We start from the raw sequence: 21,704 nt of genomic DNA on the forward strand, positions 1-21,704 counted from the left end.
CTGTTTTGTTTTACCTATAATAAGTAGTTTATCAGAAACCGAACATTTTTCAAATGAACAAAAAGCAAAAACTGCCACGGTAAGTGCGATTACCGTAGCAGTTGGCCCCTTTATTGCACAGAATCACCTAGCGGCAATACGACCTCAAAGACCGTCCCTTCGCCTGGCGTGCTCTTAACCCGGACTGCGCCGCCATGAAGCTCTGTAATCTTGTGGACGATCGATAGGCCCAGACCACTGCCTTCGGCGGTCCTGGTCCGCTGCTTGTCGCCCTTGTAGAAGCGCTCGAAGATCCGCTGCTGGTCCTCCTGCGAGATACCGATGCCCGTGTCGGACACTTCTACTCGCGCCTCGCCCCCCACCTTCTTCAGTGAGATTCGAATGCTGCCGCTATGCGGCGTGAACTTAATCGCGTTATGCAGCAGATTCAGCCATATTTGACTGAGGAGCTCCTCGTTGGCACGAATAGGGCAGGGCTCCGTATCCAGCTCAATATCCAGCTCCTTGTCCAGCCATTGCGGCTCGCAAGAGAGGACAACATGCTCAAGCTGCGTATCCAGCCGGTAACGCTGCTTCTCCCATTCCACATGATCCGACTCCAGCGAAGTCAGCTTCATCAGATTATCGCTTAGCCGCGACAGACGGACGGTCTCTTTTTCGATAATAGAGAGATAACGCCGCTGCTCCTCCCGGGAGAGATCCTCGCGCTGAAGCGTGTTCGCGAACCCGCGTATCGAGGTGAGCGGCGACTGGATTTCATGCGATACATCTGAGATGAACTGCTGGCGCAGCCGCTCCACTTGTCGCAGCTCCTGCGTCATCTCATTGATGGAGTCGACAAATTCGCCCATCTGGCCCCGATACTTCCCTTCCTGATCGATGACGACATTGAAGTCGCCTTTGGCGATGCGGCGAAGAGCGGCCATCAACTCGTTCCAGACCACGATTTGCTTGGGCCGCGTCACGATGCTGACTATAAATCCCAATAAGATCAGAATGAACAGGCCCAGGCCCCAGTTCACCAGTTGGACGATAAAATCGCTCAAGGATACCGGATGCGTCTCATAAAACCATCTGGTCAGGAAATACGCCGCCGTAAACGCGACGCAGCATAGCAGGAACATCAGGGTCAGTGCGCCCGCGCCTTTCACCGCCATCTCGGTTTTGGAGATTTTCCGGTTCATTCCGCAGCCTCCATCCGATAGCCGAGTCCCCGAACCGTCGTTATCCTGGCGGATACGCCCCAGCCCGCGAAGCGTTCGCGCAGCCGGTTCACATGGACATCGAGCGTTCGCTCGTTGCCATCGAAATCATAGCCCCATATTGATTCGATCAGCGAGCCCCTCGCAAGCGTTCGTCCCTTGTTGCCTATAAGGACGAAGAGCAGCTCGAATTCCTTCGGCGGCAGGGTCACGGGCTCTCCATTCACGCTCATCTGATAGGTAGAGCGGTCCATTATCAGTCCGCCAGCCGATACTTGCTGAGAAGTCGCGATCCGATAGCGTTTCATCAAGGCCCTTACGCGGACAACCAATTCCGGCGGATCAAACGGCTTTACAATATAGTCGTCCGTACCGATGTGGAAACCCTTCACTTTATCCTGCAATTCGCCTTTGGCTGTCACCATCAATATCGGTATATCATATTGCTCGCGCAGATTGCGGCACAATTCCCAGCCATCCATATTCGGCATCATAATATCCAGAATGACCATATCCGCAGGAGAAGCATCCATGGCGTCCATCGCTTCTGCGCCATCTGATGCCTGCTGCACCTGATAGCCTTCCTTCGCCAATATGACACTCACAAGCTCTCGAATATGAGGATCGTCATCCACAATTAGCACATAACTCATATACTATCCCTCCTCGCTTCATCAGGCGGATATATTCATCTTCAATTGTCCGTCCGCAAATTCCCGGTACAGGGCATGTGACCGGTACAATTGCTCATGCGTTCCTTTGCCTGTAATACGCCCCTTCTCCAAAAACACAATCGTATCCGCATCCACTACAGTCGACAAGCGATGAGCGATGACAACCGTCGTACGGCCTGCCATCAAGTTTTTGAGCGCATCCTGCACGACTTCCTCCGACTTGCTGTCCAGATTGGATGTCGCTTCATCCAGCATAAGCAGCTCCGGGTCGCGAAGCAGCGCTCTCGCAATGGCAATCCGCTGCCGCTGTCCGCCGGACAGCTTAATGCCCCGCTCGCCCACTTCCGTATCATAGCCGGCTGGCAGCTCACGGATAAAACCGTCGGCATAAGCCATGCGTGCAGCGTTCTCCATCTCTTCGTCGCTGACCGCCCGGTCCAGCCCGTAGCTCAAATTATCGCGGATCGACCCGGCAATAATCGGACTCTCCTGTGAAACGTAACCGATTTTGGACCGCCACGAACGCAGCATCACGTCCGACAGGTTTTGATCCCCGATGCGGATCTTGCCCGAGGTCGGCGAGTAGAAGCGCTCCAACAACGAGAACAAGGTCGTCTTGCCGCTTCCGCTAGGACCTACAATCGCTGTGACCTTGCCCGCCTCAATCGTCATGCTGACATCCTGCAGAATCGGCTCTTCCGGCTTATAGGCGAACGAAACCCGCTCCAGGGATACCGACTTGCGGATATTCACGACCTCACTGCCGCCATCTTGATTCTCTTCCTCCGCGCCCATAATAGCGATAATGCTGTCGGTCGCTCCCATAGCCTTCTGGAACTGTGTGAAAAACTGCGAGATTTGTGTAATCGGCAGCATGATTTGAAACAAATACATGATAAAAGCAACCAGCTCGCCGGCTGTCATCGCGCCTGACGATACTTGAACGCCGCCAAAGCCGATCAAGCCAACCAGCAGCAGCAATATAATAAAGGAAATCACTGGCGCAATCAATGCCTGCATCTTGGCTTCCTTCAGGCCGAAGCGGAACAAATTCATAATGCCGGCGCGGCCCTGCTCATACTCCCTTGGCTCGGAGCCTGATGCTTTCACCAGCCTGATTTCGGATACGACGCGGTTAATGACAGACGTAAACTTTGCGTTTTCTTCCTGCGTTTCCTTGGATATCTTGTACATGCGCGATCCGATCGGCCCCATAATAAGCGCCGCTACCGGGAAGACGACCAGCATCACGAACGTCATCTGCCAGTTCATGTAGAACAAGATAGCCAGTGCACCGATCACAGACAAGATGCCGGTGAAGAAGCCTGTAATATGCTCGGTGATCAAGCTTTTCAGAATAGCCGTATCATTTGTTAGCCTGCTGATCGTCTCCCCCGACGACTTGTTATCGTAATACGGCACAGGCAGGCGCAGCAGCTTGCTCCACAGCCGTTCGCGAATGGAAGATACGATCTTATTGCCGCTGTAATGGAGCCAATAGACTGACAGCCCTCCTGCCACAACCTGAGCGATAAACGCAACAGCGATGCCGATAATCTGTCCCGGACCAAGCGATCCGAATGAAAAGCCGTTTACCAGTTCTTTTGTAAACAACGGAATTGTAAGCCCGACCAGCGTCGTGACGACACTTAACAGCACAGCCAGCCCCAGCAGCAGCTTAGGAGGATTTGTCTCCATAATAAGCTTCGCAAATCGTTTGATCGCGCCCTTCTTTTTCTCTTTTTCCATCTCTCCACATCCTATCTCTATCTGTTCTATATTCTTACTGTACCTTCCCTGTTTAAACGGAATGTAAACAACTACGATACAAAATGAGTCGTCCCAAAAAACTTGGCATGAGTACATGACCGAACTTATAGATGCCTGTGCATGGCTGTACAAACCATCTGCACAACAACGATTTTCCGATCCGATACCAAGGTGAACGCTACCGCCTCTCCACTCAAAAAAAGAAGCCCGCCCTTGTAAAATGGAAGGGTGGAGCAACCATTTCAAAGGAGGCTTCTTTTGTCATTCAAAAGTATCAGCTTATAATTACAGAAAGCAGCGGCAGATCTAAGTAAACTATCTTTCAGGCGAGACAATCTCTAAGCCGAGTTTCTCGGCTTAGAGCGCGAAAGCGAGCTCGTATCTTAATCCGCTCTTTGTTTGCTTATCGTGTGTTATGCTTTCGGAAAAAGTAGAACGTAAGCGGGGCGAATACGACGATCAACAATGTTCCCATCCCAATGCCCCACGCAAGATCGGCTGTAGTAGCCGTTCCATGCATAAGCCCTCTGAGAGCGGATGCCGCAAGGCTGATCGGGTTAAAGTCCACTATTTCCCCCAGCCAGCCCGGCATCGTAGCCGAGTCCACAAATATGCTGCTTGCAAATAGCAGCGGATAAATCATGACCATGCTTGTACCGGAGACGGTCTCCGGCTTCTTCACCAAGATGCCCATCATCGCAAATATCCAGCTAAAGCTGAAGGCAATGAAAACGGCATATGCAAGAGCCATCAGCACGCCCCCCGCTCCGCCTTCCGGACGAAAGCCGAGCAGAAGACCGATGCCGATCGTGACAATCGATGCAACAACATAACGCAAGGAATCGGTCATAATCGGTCCCAGCACGCTCGCCGGCGGCCAGACTGACATCGTCCGGAACCGGTTGTGCACGCCTTTCGCAATATCCTGGCAAAAGGTGGTCCCGCTATAGACGGTCATGGGAGCTACAATGAGAACCATGGCGCCGGGGAGCAGAAATTGAATGTATTCGGAAGTCGATCCCGCAATAGCGCCGCCGAACAAAAACGTGAAGATAAGCAGCATCAGTACGGGCGATGCCAGACAATCCACGATAAAGCCAAACGGGTTGTTTTTGACGCCAAGGAAGGTTCTTCTCATAAATACGCCTGTTGCAGCAATACGTCCCGGTCTCCGCGGAACGGCACGCCGGATGATCCAGGCCGGTTGGCCCGATGAATCCGCAGCATGAGTTTTGTTCATGACACAGCCTCCTTGTTGCGCGCATCGGTTAACGAGAGGAATACCTCATCAAGGCTTGGCTCGGAGAGAGCGAATTCCACAACTGGACATTGATGGTCCATCAGTGTCTGAATAGCCCGACTTGCCAGCCGCTCATCCGGTGAAGGAACTCTAATCAATAGCGGATCCTCCTCATCCCGCGTAATATGCAGTCCGTAATCGTCAGCGAGCAGCCGGATATAAGGTTCAAGTGCGACTTGTTCCTTCAACCGGATCGTCAACGTCTTCCCCCCGACGGCAGCCTTCAGCTCCCTTGGTGTTCCTTCAGCTATAATACGCCCCTCATCCAGGACCGCGATCCGGTCCGCCAGCCGATCCGCCTCCTCCAGATACTGGGTCGTCAGCAATACCGTCGTGCCCTGCTTCAGCAAGGAGCGCACCACCTCCCATACTTGCAGGCGGCTCTGGGGATCTAGCCCCGTCGTCGGCTCGTCCAGGAAGATAACTTCCGGCTGGGCCAATACGCTTGCCGCAATATCCAGACGCCTCCGCATGCCGCCCGAGTATTGCTCCACAAGGCGATACTTCGCCTCCTCAAGTCCAAAAGCGGCCAGCAACTCGTCGGCTAATCCTCTCGCTTCCTTCCAAGAGTAACCGTAGAGCTTGGCGAACATCGCCAAGTTCTCAAAGCCGGACAAGCCTTCATCCAGTGCAGCAAACTGTCCTGTCAAGCTGATTTTGCCCCGGACAGCCGCCGCCTCCTTCACGACATCGCACCCCCCGATCTGCGCCGTACCGCCATCCGGCAAGATCAATGTGGACAGCATCTCGACGACCGTGGTTTTGCCCGCGCCATTCGGGCCTAACAGGGCGAACAGCTCTCCTTGGCGAATCGCAAGATCAACTCCTTTCACGACTTCCCTATTGCGGTATGACTTTCGAAGCTGATTCACTTCAATGGCTAACGACATCGCCATTCTCCTCTCCTACGAAAAAGCAAATGCTTGAATTTGCCGAATCTCCAGCTGTATACCGTAGTGGTTCTTTTAAATATAGAACGATTTTAAGTAAACCGATCCTTATGCTCTAGCACCCACTCGGCGAACGTTCTGGCCGGCTTGCTGGTAACCTGCTCCACCGTCGGCAGCACCGTATACCCGATTTCAGGCGGGTTTTTGCCCATCTGGACAAAAAATGCGATGGATTCCTCGTCATAGCCCTGCTCGCTCCATCTTTGTCTGGCTTCCTCCTCCGACAGCTCCTCGAAGCGGATATCCTTGCCTGTCGCTTCCGCGATGACGTTGACCGCCTCGACCCGCGACAATGCCTCCGGCCCTGTCAAGTAATAGCTTTGGCCATGATGACCGCCATTGACAAGCGCCGCAACAGATACCGCTGCGATATCTCCTTCGTGTATTCGGGCGCTGCGCACGGAGCCGAATGGCTCTCGGACGACTCCCTCCGCTTGAATAGACGGCTGCCAGTCGATTAGCGCATTGGACATGAACTCCACAGGCATAAGAATGGTCCATTCCAGCGAGCTTGCTTTAAGCGCCTCTTCGAGCGGCCCTTCCTCATAAGACATCAGCAGGGATACCCGCTGTACGCCCGCCTCCTCCGCAAGCCGGATAAGGGCTGGATCGGTATTCCACGGCATATACGAATCATAGCTGGAAGCGATCAAATGAATGCCGGTAACGCCAATCAGCGCCTCCCGCAGCGTATCCGCCTTTGTCAAATCGCCCGCTACCGCCTCTGCACCTTCCGGCAATTGCGCCTTCTCCGGATTACGAGTAACCGCCCTTACCCGCATCCCTTTATTCACTAGCTGCTCCACTACATGTCTTCCAATCGTTCCTGTTGCGCCAGTTACCAGAATCGTCATCTGTTATGGCCTCCTTTGGTTTTCATAGTTTGCGCGAATGGCTTCAAGCTGGTTCAACAATTGCTGCCTTAGGTCTTCTGGAGAAATAATCTCGACAATCGGACCGAAGCTGAGGATGACGGATAACGCATAAGCTGGCGAAAAAAACAGCGTATGCACATCGATATGTGTGCCCCGGTGTGTGCACTGGCCCTGAAACTGCTCGAAAATACGCGGCTGGTTGGTGGCTTGAAAGCGGAGATGAACCTCAATGGCTTGAACACTCTCCTCCGACATCCATGATGCCATCTCGAGCTTTGGGTGGAATTGGTCCTCCGTCACCTGCAGATGATTTATGCGGGATACCTTGAAGCAGCGCTGAGCCTGCTTCAACAGGCAGTGCCCCTCCACATACCACCAGCCCCGGTCCCAATACAACCGGGCTGGCTCCATGCTTCTCTCCGACACGTTCCCCGCCGAGTCCGTGTACCAGAACGTTACGATACGCTGCAGTCCGATCGCTTCATACAGCGGCTTGATCGCATCCTTCTCCAATACCGAAGCGCTTGCGTCGATAATAATCGGGTTCGGACTGCCTCCATTCAGCAGGGCGGGCTGCAAACTGCCCAGCTTATGGACGATCGACGTGATTTTGTTCCCGACCGCTTCTTCCATCCCTTTCAGCAAATGAAAGATGACAGACAAGTCATCGATGGAGAAATGCTGCTTGGACAAGTAATAACCGTCCATCAGCTCGAAGCCTCCAACCACGCCGGAGAAGGACACAACAGGTATTCCGGCTTCATTAATCAAATCCAGGTCACGGTAGATCGTACGAATGGACACTTCGAAGCGGGCGGCCAGCTCCGCCGCTGTAACCCGTTTTTTTGTCATCAGCTCTATCGTAATACCGAGCAAACGTTCCAGCTTCACACCGTTCCCCCTCTTCCAGGATGCTAAACTCCGATCCGCTACAAGGATCATAACGCAGTAAATATGACATCATGTATGTCAGTGTTTAAAGCCGGTATTTCTTTTATTTGTCATTATATCGGCCATTAATAAAGAAAAAACGGCATCAAGCCTTGGGCCTGATACCGCTTCATGTATTCCATTTATTCGGTTTCACTTCGAGCCGCTAGGTATGCCATGCTTGCACATCACGCCATGAATCGCGAAATAAGCCACGTCGGAAGGAAGCTCGTCCTTAATCGGCTTCAGCCGTTCTGAGCCTACAAGCTCTATTGCCTTTAATATATTCTCTTCTTGGTGAGGAGGAATGATCCGATCCCAGTCCACCTCATGGCCTTCGTCTGCACCGCGAATGATATGTCCCTCCACTGTCACTTGGCTGAATCCTCGCTCCTTTGCAATCTCGGCTGGAGACATGCCCGAGTTGAATAGCTCCAGCGACTGCAGATGACTAGGCTGCTCTCCCTGATCCGATCTTCTGGCAGCTGGTGCTTGCCTGCTTGTTCGAGAGTAGGACTCCGATGCGGAATCGCCAGGGGTTTGCGGGAACTCGGCAACGATACGGATAATACTCTCCCCGTATTTGTTTCCCTTAGCCGACCCGATCCCTTTCACATCAAGCAGCTCGTCAATCGATGCCGGACGAGCATTCGCAATCTCTCTAAGGGTAGCGTCGAAGAAAATCATAAATGGAGGCACGCCTTCCTTCGCCGCAGTGTCTCTGCGCCACTCCTTAAGCGCATCGAATAACGGAGAAGAGGCCGATGTTGCCGTTGCTGCCTGTCTTACAGACGCCCGCACTCGCTGCGTTATCCTCTCCTTGCCTTCCAGAACAGGCAGCGCATTCGCCGTAAGCGAGACGGTCGGATATTGACCTTCGCTAAGCCGCATATACCCTTCGGCTACAAGCCAATAAAGCCAGTCCGCAACTTCCTTCTCCGGCAAATGACGCATGAGCCCGTATGTCGTTAACCGGTCCAGGCCAAATTCCAGCAGCCGCTTGTCGCGGGAGCCCTTCAGCACTTTCGCCGCCATCGTCACACCAAAGCGTCCCTTCATTCTGCCTACGCAGGAGAGCGCCATCTTTGCGTCCTCCGTACGATCGACTGCTTCACTCTTGTCCAGACAGCTGCTGCATTTTCCGCATTGCTGCACGTCGCTTTCTCCAAAGTAGTCAACGATAAACTGCTGCAGGCAGCGCTGCGTCCGGCTGTAGTTCATTATCAAATGAAGCTTGGACATCTGAACGGACTTCCGGTCCGCATCCCCCGTCCCTTGCTCGATCAGGAAGCGCTGAACCTGCATATCAGCCGGTTCGAAGAGCAGGATACAGTCACTTTCTTCCCCATCCCTGCCGGCTCTGCCCGCTTCCTGGTAATACGACTCCAGGTCGCCTGGCATCTGCCAATGCAGGACATACCGGACGTTGGGCTTGTCGATACCCATGCCGAACGCGTTCGTCGCCACCATGACGCGGACCTGATCGAATCGAAAGTTCTCTTGCGTCGCTGCCCGCTCGGTATCTGACAATCCGCCATGATAAATGCCCGACTTAAGACCGAATTGCCGAACGATACCGCCTACCTCCTCTGCTTCTTTTCTCGTAGCCGTATAGATAATGCCGGATTGATCCTCTCTTTGCTTTAGAAAGTCTTTCAGGAACCGTTTCTTATCCACGCCGCTCACGACGGACAAAGACAAATTGGGACGAGCAAAACCCGTCACATACCGGCGCGGATCATTCAACCTGAGCATATGTGCAATATCATCAGCTACCTCTGCTGTAGCTGTCGCCGTAAATGCGGCCACAAGCGGACGATTCGGCATTCGGCCGATCCATCCGGCAAGCTGGCGGTAGCTTGGACGGAAGTCATGCCCCCACTGGGAGACGCAATGCGCCTCGTCAATCGCGATTAGCGGAATGTGCAGCTGCTCCGACAGTGTCTGGAACATCGGGGCGTCCAATCTTTCCGGTGCTACATACAATAGCTTGTATTCCCCTTGCATCGCCTTTCGGAGCACTTCCCGGTACTCTGCCGCACCAAGCGAGCTATTAAGGAAAGCAGCCGCTACGCCTACACGATGCAGGCTGTCGACTTGATCCTTCATGAGCGAGATTAACGGCGATATAACCAACGTTGTACCCGGCAGCAGCAGGGCCGGAATTTGATAACAAATCGATTTTCCGCCGCCCGTCGGCAGTATGGCCAGCGTATCGTGGCCATCCACTATGCCCGCAATAATGTCTTCCTGGCCTTTTCGGAATGAATCATAACCGTATATTTCCTTAAGCAATTGCAATGCTTTCTCCATCTCTTACTGCGGCCTCCTCTCTTCCAAAACGGAAAGAACCCTGGCAGCGTTCTGTCAGGGTCCTCCCGTACTTTAAGTCAAAGATATATGGGGATGAGACAAACGAGCCAATGCTACTGCCATTACTGTGCGGCATAACGACTGTATATCCCTATTCATCCCGTTTATTGTATGAATTAACCAGCATTTACGATTTGGATCACATTGCGTACGGATTGTGCGGATTGATCAAGTGCCGCTTTCTCTTCAGCCGTCAGCTCAAGCTCGATTACTTTCTCAATGCCGTCGCCGCCGATGACAGCAGGCACGCCCATAAACAGATTCTCGTATCCGTATTCACCTTCAAGGTACGCGATAACCGGGATGATCCGTTTTTTGTCTTTCAACACAGCTTCCGTCATTTGGACGAGGGAAGCAGCAGGTGCATAATACGCACTGCCATTGCCAAGCAGATTGACGATTTCGCCGCCGCCGACGCGCGCACGCTTGACGATGGCTTCGATGCGGTCAGCCGGAATAAGCTTCTCGATCGGAATGCCTGCTACGTTGGAGTAACGCACAAGCGGCACCATGTCATCGCCGTGCCCGCCAAGCACAAACCCGCGAACATCTTCAACCGACACATTCAGCTCTTGCGCGATGAAGGTGCAATAACGGGCAGTATCCAGGACACCGGACTGGCCGATTACGCGATTTTTAGGGAAGCCAAGCGACTGGTAGGCAACGTATGTCATCGCGTCTACCGGATTGCTCAGGATGATTACGTAAGCGTTGGGACTTGTCGCCTTTACGCTTTCGCAGACAGATTTGACGATGCCGGCATTGGTGTTCACGAGATCATCGCGGCTCATGCCAGGCTTGCGCGCTACGCCAGCCGTAATGATCACAACATCAGAATCCTTGGTATCCTCATAGTTCGATGTACCGATAATGTTCGCATCGACGCCGATAACCGGAGTAGCCTCCAGCATATCGAGCGCTTTGCCCTTCGTAGGGTTCTCCAGAGGCGCGATATCGACCAGCACGATATCGCCAAGTTCCTTTTGCGCCAACATAAGCGCCGTCGTTGCGCCCGTGAAACCTGCACCTACAACCGTAATTTTCTTACGTTGAATAGCCATAATCAATGACCTCCCTATTTTCATATCTCACGCAATCACATGATCATGCATCTATACCCTTTTATACACATATCTACATCAAAAGATACGTCTACCGCCACACTGCCTGCCTGCTAACCGGGTATGTAGGTGGATCGCGCGGTACTGTAGCCGAGTTTCTCGGCTTGCAGTGCTCCAACGGCTCGCTTCATGCTCTCTAAGCCGAGTTTCTCGGCTTGCAGCGCTCCAACGGCTCGCTTCATGCTCTCTAAGCCGAGTTTCTCGGCTTGCAGCGCTCTAACGGCTCGCTCTGCACTCTCTAAGCCGAGTTTCTCGGCTTGCAGTGCTCCAACAGCTCGCTGTACACTCTCTAAGCCGAGTTTCTCGGCTTGCAGCGCTCCAACGGCTCGCTCTGCACTCTCTAAGCCGAGTTTCTCGGCTTGCAGCGCTCCAACAGCTCGCTGTGCACTCTCTAAGCCGAGTTTCTCGGCTTGCAGTGCTCCAACAGCTCGCTGTGCACTCTCTAAGCCGAGTTTCTCGGCTTACAACGATCATTTAAGCCCAACAATGCCTATGCGCCCCTGTACTCCCTCGTGCTTCGAGCGGGAATTCAGAGGCGCATCGCCATGGCTCCCCCTATGGGAGAGTTAAAGTAGCTTCAATCAGGCGATCCCTCGAGCGGCTTGATAGCCGCCAGCGAACGGGAAACCTAAACTACATGTTTTTGATGATTTCGTCAGCAAATGCCGAGCATTTCACTTCTGTTGCGCCTTCCATCAGGCGCGCGAAGTCATATGTTACTGTTTTGTTGTTGATGGAAGTTTCCATGCCTTTATAGATCAGGTCAGCCGCTTCTTGCCAGCCCAGGTGCTCAAGCATCATAACGCCGGACAGAATGACGGAACCTGGGTTCACGACGTCTTTGTCCGCGTATTTAGGAGCAGTACCGTGAGTTGCTTCGAAAATAGCATGTCCAGTCAGGTAGTTGATGTTCGCGCCCGGTGCGATACCGATGCCGCCTACTTGTGCAGCCAGAGCGTCGGACAGGTAGTCGCCGTTCAAGTTCAAAGTAGCGATTACGTCGAAGTCAGTTGGACGAGTCAATACTTGTTGAAGCGCGATGTCCGCAATAGCGTCCTTCACGATCAGTTTGCCAGCAGCTTCAGCTTCTGCTTGTGCTTTGTTCGCAGCGTCAACGCCTTCAGCGTCTTTGATGCGGTCGTATTGGCCCCAAGTGAAGGTTTGCTCAGCGAACTCTTGCTCAGCCACTTCATAGCCCCAGTTTTTGAACGCGCCTTCTGTGAACTTCATGATGTTGCCTTTGTGTACCAGCGTAACCGATTTTCTGCCGTGCTTGATCGCATATTCGATTGCAGCACGAGCCAGACGTTTCGAACCTTCAGCAGATACTGGCTTGATGCCGATACCGGAAGTTTCAGGGAAACGGATTTTGTTAGCGCCCATTTCTTTTTGCAGGAACTCGATTACTTTTTTCACTTCTGGGGAACCTTCAGCGTACTCGATACCAGCGTAGATATCTTCAGTATTCTCGCGGAAGATAACCATGTTAACCAGCTCAGGGCGTTTAACCGGGGAAGGTACGCCGTCGAAGTAGCGAACTGGACGCAGGCAAGTGTACAGGTCAAGCTCTTGGCGAAGCGCAACGTTCAGGGAACGGATGCCGCCGCCGATAGGCGTAGTCAGAGGACCTTTGATTGCTACGATGTATTCACGGATAGCTGTCAGTGTATCAGCAGGCAGCCACTCGCCGTATTCGTTGAATGCTTTTTCGCCGGCAAAAACTTCGTACCAAGCGATTTTTTTGGAGCCGCTGTAAGCTTTTTCTACAGCAGCGTCAAGAACGCGTTTCGAAGCGCGCCAGATGTCGCGGCCTGTTCCGTCGCCCTCGATGAACGGGATGATCGGGTTGTTTGGCACTTGAAGCACGCCATTGTCAATAGAAATTTGCTCGCCTTCAGTTGGAAGAGCGTATTTTTCGAACTTAGCCATGAATAATTCCTCCTAAAAAGTTTTGTGATGGTAATCAGCGATTAGCTGATTGGAGCAAAACTTACTTCGTAAGCATAGACCTAAGTTTTGTGATGGTAATCAGCGATTAGCTGATTGGAGCAAAACTTACTTCGTAAGCATAGACCTAAGTTTTGTCATGGTAATCAACGATTAGCTGATTGGAGCAAAACTTACATCGTTAGCATCAACCTTAAGTATAGCGATCTTCAGCCACGATAACCAGCCCGCACGGGAAGGAGAACAAGCTTGCCGCTTGCCCTCGCTTTATGCGGAATGTTTGTGAACGAAATTAGCGTTGCTCGATCGGAATGTATTTTGCATTGACAGGACCGACATAGTCCGCGCGAGGACGGATTAGACGGTTGTCTTGGTATTGCTCCAAGATATGTGCGCACCAGCCGGATACGCGGCTGATTGCGAAGATTGGCGTGAACAAGTCGCGCGGAATTTCAAGCGCTGTGTATACCGATGCCGAGTAGAAGTCAACGTTCGGCTTCAGACCCTTTTGACCTGTTACGAGCTCTTCGATTTTAACCGACATTTCGTATAGCTCCATGTTGCCAGTCAGCTTGCCCAGCTCACGGGACATTTTTTGCAAATGCTTGGCGCGCGGGTCGCCGTTTTTGTATACGCGGTGACCAAAGCCCATAATTTTTTGCTTGTTCGCAAGAGCGTTGCCGATGTAGCCTTCAACGTTCGCAAATGTGCCGATCTCTTCAAGCATAACCATAACGGCTTCGTTCGCGCCGCCATGCAGAGGGCCTTTCAGAGCGCCGATTGCGGAAGTTACGCCGGAGTAGATGTCGGAAAGCGTCGCTACCGTTACGCGAGCAGCGAACGTGGAAGCATTCAGCTCGTGGTCGGCATGCAGGACAAGCGCTTGATCCAAAGCCTTCACTGCCACTTCAGCCGGCTCATTGCCAGTGAGCATATAGAGGAAGTTGTACGCGATCGATACGCCTTTCTTCGGTGCAACCGGTTCCTTGCCTTCGCGAATACGCGAGAAAGCAGCGATAACTGTAGGCAGCTGCGCCTGCAATTTAATCGCTTTCAGCTGGTTAGCCTCAGGAGTCATGTCGTTCGCCGAAGCATCATACAGCGCAAGGCTGGATACTGCCGTACGAAGAGCCGCCATGGAGTTTGTATCTTTCGGATACAGTTTGATCTGATCGATTACTGCGCCAGGCACCTCCGAATATTCGTCAAGCTGCTTTTGCAGACCGTCAAGCTCGGAACGATTAGGGAGTTTGCCGTACCAGAGCAGATAAGCTACTTCTTCAAAGGAAGCGTTTTCTGCAAGATCGTCAATATCGATGCCGCGATAAGTGAGGACTCCATCAATGATCGAACTGATGGAAGACGCTGCTGCGACGATTCCTTCCAGACCTTTAGTTGCTGTCATCGTTCTCTCTCCTTTATACTCGATATAGTTCTCATTCTAGGAATGGTAACGTTATTGATGCACTATCTTCAATCATAAATGATTTTTCCAATGAAGCCAACAAAATGAGACATAAAAATGCTTTATCGGCATCATTGATTATTTGAATCGGCTATGTACGTCCGGTACGTGCTGTCTGTGCTTGAACAGGTTCCCGACAGCTCATTATTCCACAATCCAAATGCCAATATACTTCGAAAAAACCGGGTCGATGTGATAGAATGTCCCCATTACAGACGGCAAGTTACTATGCCGGAACGGAGGTTTACCATGACTGGACAACGTATCGGCATCATCGACATCGGCTCCAACTCCGTCAGGCTCGTCGTGTACGAGAGAACGGCAGGCGGTGCCCACCGAGTCGTAGATGCCAGCAAACGATCCGCCAGACTAAGCGGAAAAATAGATGAAGAAGGCGCATTAACCGAAGAAGCGGTCATTGAGCTTGTTGAGACGCTCCGACATTTCATGCGCATCTGCTCGCATCATGGTATCGGGCATATTCGAGCCGTTGCGACAGCGGCTATCCGCAACGCGACGAACCGGAGCTATGTCCTTGAGCGGATTAAAGCCGATACCTCTTTGACCATCGAGTTGCTGACTGGCGAAATGGAAGCCTCTTTCGGCTTTCTCGGCATGATCAACTCGCTTAGCGTGAGGGACGGCTATCTGATCGATATCGGAGGCGGCAGCACAGAGCTTTCGTTATTCCGTAACCGGGAGCTGATTCATTCGGTGTCCTTTCCGTTCGGCTGCGTCAGCTTGAACAAGTCCTTCGACGCCAAAGAAGAGCTGTCGGATGAGTCGCTGAAGGCGATTGAAGCGATAGTGACCGAGGCCGCAATGAAGCATGAATGGATACGCGAAGCACCGGGACTTCCGCTCGTTGGCGTGGGGGGCACGGTTCGTGCGCTGGGAAAGGTGCACCAGGCCGTACACCATTACGCATTCGCACAGACGCATAACTATGAACTATCAGGCGCAGGCGTTGATGAGCTGTTCCAGACCATGAGGAACCAGCCGCTGGAGCGCAGACGCAAGCTGCCCGGCTTGTCCAAGGACAGGGCAGATGTCATCGTGCCGGGCATTGCCGTGCTGCGTACATTGTTCCGATTAGTGAGAGCATCGCATTATCAAATTTGCGGAGCAGGCCTTCGAGACGGATTATTCCATGCGGCACGCTTCCCCGCACAGCCTAAGCTGAAGGATCCATTAGCCTACAGTTTGCAGAACTTGAACGCCTTGCACACTGAAGCGCCAAGACAGCATGTGATGCAAGTGAACCGTTTATCCATGGAGCTATACGACGAGCTGCATCGCGATATGCCCGCAGGAGGCGACGCTCGCTCCAGACTGCTCCTTGATGCCGCCTCGCAGCTTCACCGAATAGGCGCATCTATCGACTATTACGATTATGCGAGGCATTCCTTCTATTTGATTATCCATTCGCATCTGAATGGTCTCTCTCACAGAGAGATTATTATGACAGCGGCAATCGCATCGTTCAAAAGCAAAGGACGCATCAAAACCCAAACCGCGCCTTATCGCACGCTGATTCACGAACAGGATATCGATCACATATGCAGATTGGGCTTAATCCTTCAGTTGGCCGCGGCGTTAGATCGAAGCGAGACACAAGCGATCGGACAGATCGCCATCCGCCAAACCGAGTCGCAGCTGCTTCTGCGGCCGCTTCATCCACGCGGTTCGCTGGCGGTAGAGCGGCGGGAGGTCGAAGAGCTGGCTTCAGATTTCAAGAAGCACTGGCATCTCACGCCTGCGCTCGACCATTACCGGATGCAGCACTAGACCTCACCTTTCCACAGTGGAATCACTTTGGCTTCAAATTGGCTGCGGAACGGCCTGTCGCTCTTGCTGACAACCGGCTCATAGAGTCCGCTTGGCTTTAATTCTCTGGCCTTGACGTTATCGTCCAGATTCAGCCTCAGCATATTGATCAAGATGGCGCGCAGCTCAGGATCGAATACAGGGCACATCAGCTCGATTCGCTTCATGAGATTGCGCGTCATCCAATCTGCGCTGGAGAGATATACTTCTTCTTCCCCGTTATTGTAGAAATACATCACTCTGGCATGCTCCAAATAACGGTCCACGATGCTGATTACTTTAATATTTTCACTGCGCCCTGCCACGCCCGGCCTTAAGCAGCACACGCCCCGTACAATTAAGTCGATTTTCACACCAGCCTGAGACGCTTCATACAATTTATCAATAATATCCTGATTGGATAACGAATTCATCTTGGCGATGATATACGCTTTTCGCCCTGCGAGTGCGTTGGACTTCTCGCGGTCGATCAGCCGGAAGAGCTTCTCTCTCAAATCGGTAGGCGCCACACCAAATGCCTTCCAGTTATAAGGGGAGGAATAACCCGTAACCTCATTGAACAGTGCCGATGCGTCTCCGCCAATGACGGGATGCGAAGTGAACAAGCCGATATCCGTATACAGCGTTGCCGTATTATCATTGTAATTCCCAGTGCCGACATGCACATAGCGCCGAAGCGTCCCTTGCTCGCGTCTGACGACCAGTAATATTTTGGCATGGGTTTTTAGCCCGACAAGACCATAGACGACATGGCAGCCTGCCTTCTCCAGCTGTCTGGCCCAAGCGATATTGCGCTCCTCGTCAAACCTGGCTTTCAGCTCGACGACGACTGTGACCTGCTTGCCTGATTCCGCCGCCTTCGCAAGCGCCTGCACAAGCGCCGATTGTCCGCTGACGCGATAAAGCGTCATTTTGAGCGCAAGCACGTCTGGATCATAAGCAGCCTGCAGCACAAAATCATTGACCGGCTCGAACGACTCATACGGATGATAGACCAGCACGTCCCGCTGCCGAATCACATCAAACATATCAGCCGACTCATCGAATTCACGAGGATAGACCGGCTCCAGCTTCTCATATCGCAAATTATCATAGCCCACTAAGTTGCCGGCGAACCGCAACAGGAAGCTGAGATCAAGAGGCCCTTCGATCTCGAACAGATTGTCTTCAATCTCCAGTTCATCCCTGAGCGTTTGCAGCGCATACGGATGCATGCCCTTCGCCACTTCAAGACGGACAGGAATGCCCCATCTGCGCCTGCGCAGCTCCTTCTCAATTTCCTCCAGCAAATCCTCCGCCCCTTCTTCATTCAGCGTCAGATCTGCATTGCGGGTCAACCGGAACGGATGGACGGAAAATGGTTCGTAGCCGTTGAACAACGTATGAATAAATTGCTCTATCAAATCTTCAAGCAGCACAAACTCTTGCTTTTTGCTATTGATTCTTCCCGGTACAGTTACGAATCTCGATAAGATCGACGGCACCTGTACTATGGCAAATAACGGTTCTTCTTCTTCCTCTGCCCCTTCGCGCTTCAGCAGTACCGCCAAATACAGTTCCTTCGTATGTACGAGAGGAAACGGTCTGCTCTGATCGACGGCCATCGGCGTAAGGACCGGAAATACGATTTCATGGAAGTAGTCGGATACGGACTTCTGCTGGTTCGCATTCAGCTCATCCAGCGATCGAATACATATCCCTTCCTTGGCGAGGCAGCGTGTCACTTCACGATACGTGCGGTATTGTTCGAACATCATACTGGTAGCGCGTTTGATCAGCCGCTTCCATAGGCCTGCAGGCGTATACCCCGTAAAATCCGTCTTCGTCAATCCCGCTCTCATCTGATCCTGAATACCAGCCACTCGTACGCTCATGAATTCATCCAGATTACTGGACACGATAGACAGAAACTTCGCTCTCTCCAGCAAGGGATTACGCGTGTCCTGCGCTTCCTCGAGCACTCTTCGATTGAATTCGATCCAGCTTAAATCCCGATTGACGTATGGGGACAACTGCTTCGTCATGGTGATCCATTTCCTCGCTTTCGATGTGGCTTGCAAAAGCAAACCAAAGCATATGCTATCGATACCATTATGATAGATGACTATTTTTGGCACATTATCGATTTGTTAACTTCATGTAAAGATTAGAAGCGCCTAATCGTAAAGTCTCCATTCCTCATTCGTTTCTCCAGCCACTGCAATATCATATTGCGGAAGAGGGGTCTGGTGAACGGCAGAAGCATGATGATACCGACCAAATCACTGAAAAATCCAGGAATCAACAACAATAGCCCGCCAAGCAGCACACATATCCCGTCTATCATGGCCCGGCCAGGGATTTGCCCGGATTGCATTTGTCTTTGAGCCTCAATCCATACTTTCCTGCCCTCGAACTGAGCAACAAACGCGCCTGCTGCGCTTAATACGAGAATGAGCAGGAATGTGTTCCAGCCGCCAATCCAATCGCCCATTCGGAGAATGCCCCAAATTTCGATGATTGGAACCACTATTATCGCCGCCAATATCCATCTATACATCATATTCCACCTTTCGCTTGTAGCATGCACATCATTATTTCCGGACCAGCAAGCGGTAATAAGTCGATGTGGTCGACTTAAATGTTGCGCACCGGACCTGCGAGCAAGATTAAGTCGATAGGATCGACTTAAATCATGCGTACCAGCCCCCACACAGCATAGGCAGTCACTTACCTGCCGCTAATGAGCGCATACAACTCTGGTAGCACCCGGTTTAGCCGTGCCGGCTGCCACTGTTCATTCACCCAGACATGCTTGGTGCCGCCCTCAACTAATAATTCTCCCGGGAGCGCGCTGCTATACGCCACCAAGTCTGCCCTGAAGTCCGCCTCCGTCACTCTGCGAACCTGTGATTGGAACTCCACTCGCAGCGGCGAACTGCCGGCAATACGAGTGCACACGACAACGAGATCGTCGTATTTGGCAGGCGCAACATATGTGCACTGCAGATCCACAACCGGCAGCAGCAGTCCTTTGCTTTCAATCGTCTTATAGTCGTATCCAGCCGACCTTATCCATTCCGTACGTCCAACTTCGAACCAGGTTACATAATTGCCGTGAAAAACAACACCCATCTGATCCGTTTCCTGATATCTAACCCGAATGGGATATAATCTCCATGCGCCTTCCGTCTCCAACTTTCATCCCCCGTTCTATTGTTCGCGATTGTAGCGTGCCATAAGCTTATGGTGAGAAATCCTCTATCGAGGCCTTTCAAGATGAGCGGCTACAGGTTTGCAAAGCAAACCCGCCTCGTAAGCATAAGGTAGGTTTGTGGTTAGAAAAAACCTCTAGCGTGGCCCGTCTTAAGAAAACGGCCGCAATAGAGGTTAGTCCAATAGTTGAATAAAAAGCGACGGTGATCGCACCATCGCTTTCTATCGATTTATAAAGTTAAAGTTACAGCACTTTGGATTGGCCGGAGTAGATGAAGCCCGTTTCCGCATAAACGGTAACTTCCATGCCATCCTTCAGCGTATCCGTAGCACCTGTCACACCTAGAATAACCGGAACGCTCAGGTTAAGACCGCATACTGCCGCATGGCTCGTAATGCCGCCTTGCTCTGTAATAACCGCTCCCGCTTTCTCGAATGCAGGCATATATTCTTTGTCGGTCGAAACAGCAACCAGAATGTCGCCTTGCTGTACCTTCTCATTTGCTTCTTGCGGCGTACGGGCTACAACCAGCTTGCCCGTAACGGTCTGGCTGCCGATGCCTTGGCCTTTTGCCAGAAGCTCGCCGATGTGGTGGATTTTCATCAGGTTTGTTGTACCTGCGAATCCTACCGGTACACCTGCCGTAATGACAACCGTGTCGCCCAGCGACAGCAGGCCTGTGCCCATTGCGCCTTTGACCGCGTTGTCGAACATTTCGTCAGTCGTATCCGCGTCAGCACCTTTAACCGGGATTACGCCCCAGCCAAGCGCCAGACGCTTCATCACTTTCGCATCCGTTGTAACAGCAATGATCGGCGCTTTCGGACGGTATTTGGATACCATGCGAGCCGTAAAGCCGCTTTGTGTGGAAGTGATGATCGCTTTTGCATTCAAATCCAAAGCGGAGTTGGCTACTGCTTGGCTGATTGCTTCCGTCACGGAAGTTTGCTGAGCGTTCGCTTGCTTCGTGAAGATCTCACGGTATTCAAGCGCATTCTCCGCGCGCTCTGCAATGCGGGACATCGTTTGAACCGACTCCACCGGATATTTGCCCGCAGCCGTCTCGCCGGAGAGCATGATGGCATCTGTGCCGTCGAAGATCGCGTTCGCTACGTCACTCGCCTCTGCGCGAGTCGGACGAGGATTGCGCTGCATGGAATCCAGCATTTGTGTCGCCGTAATGACAGGCTTGCCTGCACGGTTACACTTCTTGATCATCATTTTTTGCACCAGCGGCACTTCCTCCGCCGGAATCTCAACGCCAAGGTCGCCACGGGCAACCATCAGGCCGTCGGATACTTCCAGAATTTCGTCCAGGTTGTCTACGCCTTCCTGGTTCTCGATTTTGGAGATGATCTGGATATGGCTAGCATTGTGCTTCTCCAGCAATTCGCGGATTTCAAGAACGTCGCTTGCTTTGCGCACGAAGGAAGCTGCGATAAAGTCGACGCCTTGCTCGATACCGAAGATGATATCATTCGCATCTTTTTCCGTGATGCCTGGCAACGAGATTTTTACGCCAGGAACGTTGACGCCTTTTTTGCTCTTGATCGGACCGTTGTTCACGATGCGGCAGTGAATCTCTGTGCCTTCGATGGATTCTACCGTCAAACCAATCAGGCCGTCGTCAATCAGGACAGTCGAGCCGATAGACAGGTCATTCGGAAGATTATTGTATGTTACCGGGATACGCGTGCGGTCACCCAGAATTTCTTCCGTAGTCAGCGTAATCGCATCGCCTTGCACCAACTCAATCGGCTCTTCCTTCAGCTTGCCCAGACGAATCTCAGGACCTTTCGTATCCAGCAAGATAGCTACCGACGTGCCCATCTCGGCATTAGCCAATCCTACATTTTTGATCCGGTTGCCATGTTCCTCGAAGTCACCGTGTGAGAAGTTGAGGCGAGCTACGTTCATCCCGGCTTGGATCAGTTTTTTTGTGTTTTCCAGTGATTCGCTGGAAGGTCCGATTGTACAGACGATTTTAGTTTTGCGCATGTTATGTTTCCTCCGTTTAGTGCCTGAAATGTCATTATTGAATATAAATACACGCATTCACGGGCTTGTCCCCCGC

The 21,704-nt window shown here is 52.2% G+C and carries 17 protein-coding genes; 1 reads left to right on the top strand and 16 read right to left on the bottom strand.

The features are described from left to right. Positions 1 to 110: 110 nt before the first annotated feature. The 12 genes from D3P07_RS03215 to citZ all read right to left on the bottom strand — a co-directional run bounded on the left by D3P07_RS03215 (position 111) and on the right by citZ (position 14,547). Complete coding sequence (locus D3P07_RS03215; RefSeq protein WP_119798635.1) at positions 111 to 1,184, bottom strand: HAMP domain-containing sensor histidine kinase; 1,074 nt, start codon at positions 1,182 to 1,184, stop codon at positions 111 to 113. Continuing rightward, positions 1,181 to 1,855, bottom strand: coding sequence for a response regulator transcription factor (locus D3P07_RS03220; protein WP_119798636.1), 675 nt, complete (start codon positions 1,853 to 1,855; stop codon positions 1,181 to 1,183). The genes D3P07_RS03215 and D3P07_RS03220 overlap by 4 nt, the downstream gene beginning before the upstream one ends. A gap of 21 nt (positions 1,856 to 1,876) precedes the next feature. Next, positions 1,877 to 3,625 carry an ABC transporter ATP-binding protein gene (locus tag D3P07_RS03225; protein WP_119798637.1) on the bottom strand — a complete coding sequence of 583 codons (1,749 nt, stop codon included), beginning with the start codon at positions 3,623 to 3,625 and terminating at the stop codon, positions 1,877 to 1,879. Positions 3,626 to 4,049: 424 nt separating this feature from the next. After that, entirely contained in the window at positions 4,050 to 4,886 is an 837-nt protein-coding gene (locus D3P07_RS03230; RefSeq protein ID WP_119798638.1) for an ABC transporter permease, read from the bottom strand. Then, positions 4,883 to 5,836: an ATP-binding cassette domain-containing protein gene (locus tag D3P07_RS03235; protein WP_119798966.1), complete on the bottom strand. Its 954-nt coding sequence runs from the start codon at positions 5,834 to 5,836 to the stop codon at positions 4,883 to 4,885. Before D3P07_RS03235 ends, D3P07_RS03230 begins: the two co-directional genes overlap by 4 nt. Before the next feature lie 92 nt (positions 5,837 to 5,928). Next, a complete protein-coding gene (locus D3P07_RS03240) occupies positions 5,929 to 6,750 on the bottom strand; it encodes an SDR family NAD(P)-dependent oxidoreductase (protein ID WP_119798639.1) in 822 nt (273 codons plus the stop codon). A 3-nt stretch (positions 6,751 to 6,753) separates the two neighbouring features. After that, entirely contained in the window at positions 6,754 to 7,662 is a 909-nt protein-coding gene (locus D3P07_RS03245) for a helix-turn-helix transcriptional regulator (RefSeq protein WP_119798640.1), read from the bottom strand. Between the two features lie 192 nt (positions 7,663 to 7,854). Continuing rightward, positions 7,855 to 10,014 (bottom strand): DNA helicase RecQ, encoded by a 2,160-nt coding sequence (gene recQ, locus D3P07_RS03250; protein WP_119798641.1) that lies wholly within the window; start codon positions 10,012 to 10,014, stop codon positions 7,855 to 7,857. 176 nt (positions 10,015 to 10,190) lie between these two features. Continuing rightward, the gene (gene mdh / locus D3P07_RS03255; RefSeq protein WP_119798642.1) at positions 10,191 to 11,135 is read right to left on the bottom strand and encodes a malate dehydrogenase; all 945 of its coding nucleotides are present in this window, start codon (positions 11,133 to 11,135) and stop codon (positions 10,191 to 10,193) included. Positions 11,136 to 11,248: 113 nt separating this feature from the next. Then, the gene (locus tag D3P07_RS27405; RefSeq protein ID WP_259391318.1) at positions 11,249 to 11,377 is read right to left on the bottom strand and encodes a hypothetical protein; all 129 of its coding nucleotides are present in this window, start codon (positions 11,375 to 11,377) and stop codon (positions 11,249 to 11,251) included. A 451-nt stretch (positions 11,378 to 11,828) separates the two neighbouring features. Further along, positions 11,829 to 13,124 carry an NADP-dependent isocitrate dehydrogenase gene (gene icd / locus D3P07_RS03260; RefSeq protein WP_119798643.1) on the bottom strand — a complete coding sequence of 432 codons (1,296 nt, stop codon included), beginning with the start codon at positions 13,122 to 13,124 and terminating at the stop codon, positions 11,829 to 11,831. 310 nt (positions 13,125 to 13,434) lie between these two features. After that, positions 13,435 to 14,547 (bottom strand): citrate synthase, encoded by a 1,113-nt coding sequence (gene citZ, locus D3P07_RS03265; protein WP_119798644.1) that lies wholly within the window; start codon positions 14,545 to 14,547, stop codon positions 13,435 to 13,437. A 309-nt stretch (positions 14,548 to 14,856) separates the two neighbouring features. On the opposite strand from citZ, the gene D3P07_RS03270 reads away from it, so the two are divergent. Further along, on the top strand, positions 14,857 to 16,395 hold the full coding sequence (locus tag D3P07_RS03270; RefSeq protein ID WP_119798645.1) for a Ppx/GppA phosphatase family protein: 1,539 nt from the start codon (positions 14,857 to 14,859) through the stop codon (positions 16,393 to 16,395). On the opposite strand, the gene ppk1 is transcribed toward D3P07_RS03270, so the two are convergent. The 4 genes from ppk1 to pyk all read right to left on the bottom strand — a co-directional run bounded on the left by ppk1 (position 16,392) and on the right by pyk (position 21,628). After that, on the bottom strand, positions 16,392 to 18,494 hold the full coding sequence (gene ppk1 / locus D3P07_RS03275) for a polyphosphate kinase 1 (protein ID WP_259391357.1): 2,103 nt from the start codon (positions 18,492 to 18,494) through the stop codon (positions 16,392 to 16,394). The genes D3P07_RS03270 and ppk1 overlap by 4 nt on opposite strands. 86 nt (positions 18,495 to 18,580) lie before the next feature. Next, positions 18,581 to 18,976 (bottom strand): FxsA family protein, encoded by a 396-nt coding sequence (locus D3P07_RS03280; RefSeq protein ID WP_310732516.1) that lies wholly within the window; start codon positions 18,974 to 18,976, stop codon positions 18,581 to 18,583. Positions 18,977 to 19,143: 167 nt separating this feature from the next. Further along, positions 19,144 to 19,548, bottom strand: a complete 405-nt coding sequence (locus D3P07_RS03285) for an acyl-CoA thioesterase (RefSeq protein ID WP_119798967.1) — start codon at positions 19,546 to 19,548, stop codon at positions 19,144 to 19,146. Between the two features lie 325 nt (positions 19,549 to 19,873). Continuing rightward, positions 19,874 to 21,628, bottom strand: coding sequence for a pyruvate kinase (pyk, locus tag D3P07_RS03290; RefSeq protein WP_119798648.1), 1,755 nt, complete (start codon positions 21,626 to 21,628; stop codon positions 19,874 to 19,876). Positions 21,629 to 21,704 lie beyond the last annotated feature (76 nt).

The organism is Paenibacillus sp. 1011MAR3C5 (assembly GCF_003591485.1).
Classification (GTDB): domain Bacteria; phylum Bacillota; class Bacilli; order Paenibacillales; family Paenibacillaceae; genus Pristimantibacillus.

What these genes read in the sequence shown, in the direction of transcription:
- D3P07_RS03215 (WP_119798635.1), bottom strand. Translation starts at nt 1,184, where the DNA reads ATGAACCGGAAAATCTCCAAAACCGAGATGGCGGTGAAAGGCGCGGGC.
- D3P07_RS03220 (WP_119798636.1), bottom strand. Translation starts at nt 1,855, where the DNA reads ATGAGTTATGTGCTAATTGTGGATGACGATCCTCATATTCGAGAGCTT.
- D3P07_RS03225 (WP_119798637.1), bottom strand. Translation starts at nt 3,625, where the DNA reads ATGGAAAAAGAGAAAAAGAAGGGCGCGATCAAACGATTTGCGAAGCTT.
- D3P07_RS03230 (WP_119798638.1), bottom strand. Translation starts at nt 4,886, where the DNA reads ATGAACAAAACTCATGCTGCGGATTCATCGGGCCAACCGGCCTGGATC.
- D3P07_RS03235 (WP_119798966.1), bottom strand. Translation starts at nt 5,836, where the DNA reads ATGTCGTTAGCCATTGAAGTGAATCAGCTTCGAAAGTCATACCGCAAT.
- D3P07_RS03240 (WP_119798639.1), bottom strand. Translation starts at nt 6,750, where the DNA reads ATGACGATTCTGGTAACTGGCGCAACAGGAACGATTGGAAGACATGTA.
- recQ (WP_119798641.1), bottom strand. Translation starts at nt 10,014, where the DNA reads ATGGAGAAAGCATTGCAATTGCTTAAGGAAATATACGGTTATGATTCA.
- mdh (WP_119798642.1), bottom strand. Translation starts at nt 11,135, where the DNA reads ATGGCTATTCAACGTAAGAAAATTACGGTTGTAGGTGCAGGTTTCACG.
- D3P07_RS27405 (WP_259391318.1), bottom strand. Translation starts at nt 11,377, where the DNA reads ATGAAGCGAGCCGTTGGAGCGCTGCAAGCCGAGAAACTCGGCTTAGAG.
- icd (WP_119798643.1), bottom strand. Translation starts at nt 13,124, where the DNA reads ATGGCTAAGTTCGAAAAATACGCTCTTCCAACTGAAGGCGAGCAAATT.
- citZ (WP_119798644.1), bottom strand. Translation starts at nt 14,547, where the DNA reads ATGACAGCAACTAAAGGTCTGGAAGGAATCGTCGCAGCAGCGTCTTCC.
- D3P07_RS03270 (WP_119798645.1), top strand. Translation starts at nt 14,857, where the DNA reads ATGACTGGACAACGTATCGGCATCATCGACATCGGCTCCAACTCCGTC.
- D3P07_RS03280 (WP_310732516.1), bottom strand. Translation starts at nt 18,976, where the DNA reads ATGATGTATAGATGGATATTGGCGGCGATAATAGTGGTTCCAATCATC.
- D3P07_RS03285 (WP_119798967.1), bottom strand. Translation starts at nt 19,548, where the DNA reads ATGGGTGTTGTTTTTCACGGCAATTATGTAACCTGGTTCGAAGTTGGA.
- pyk (WP_119798648.1), bottom strand. Translation starts at nt 21,628, where the DNA reads ATGCGCAAAACTAAAATCGTCTGTACAATCGGACCTTCCAGCGAATCA.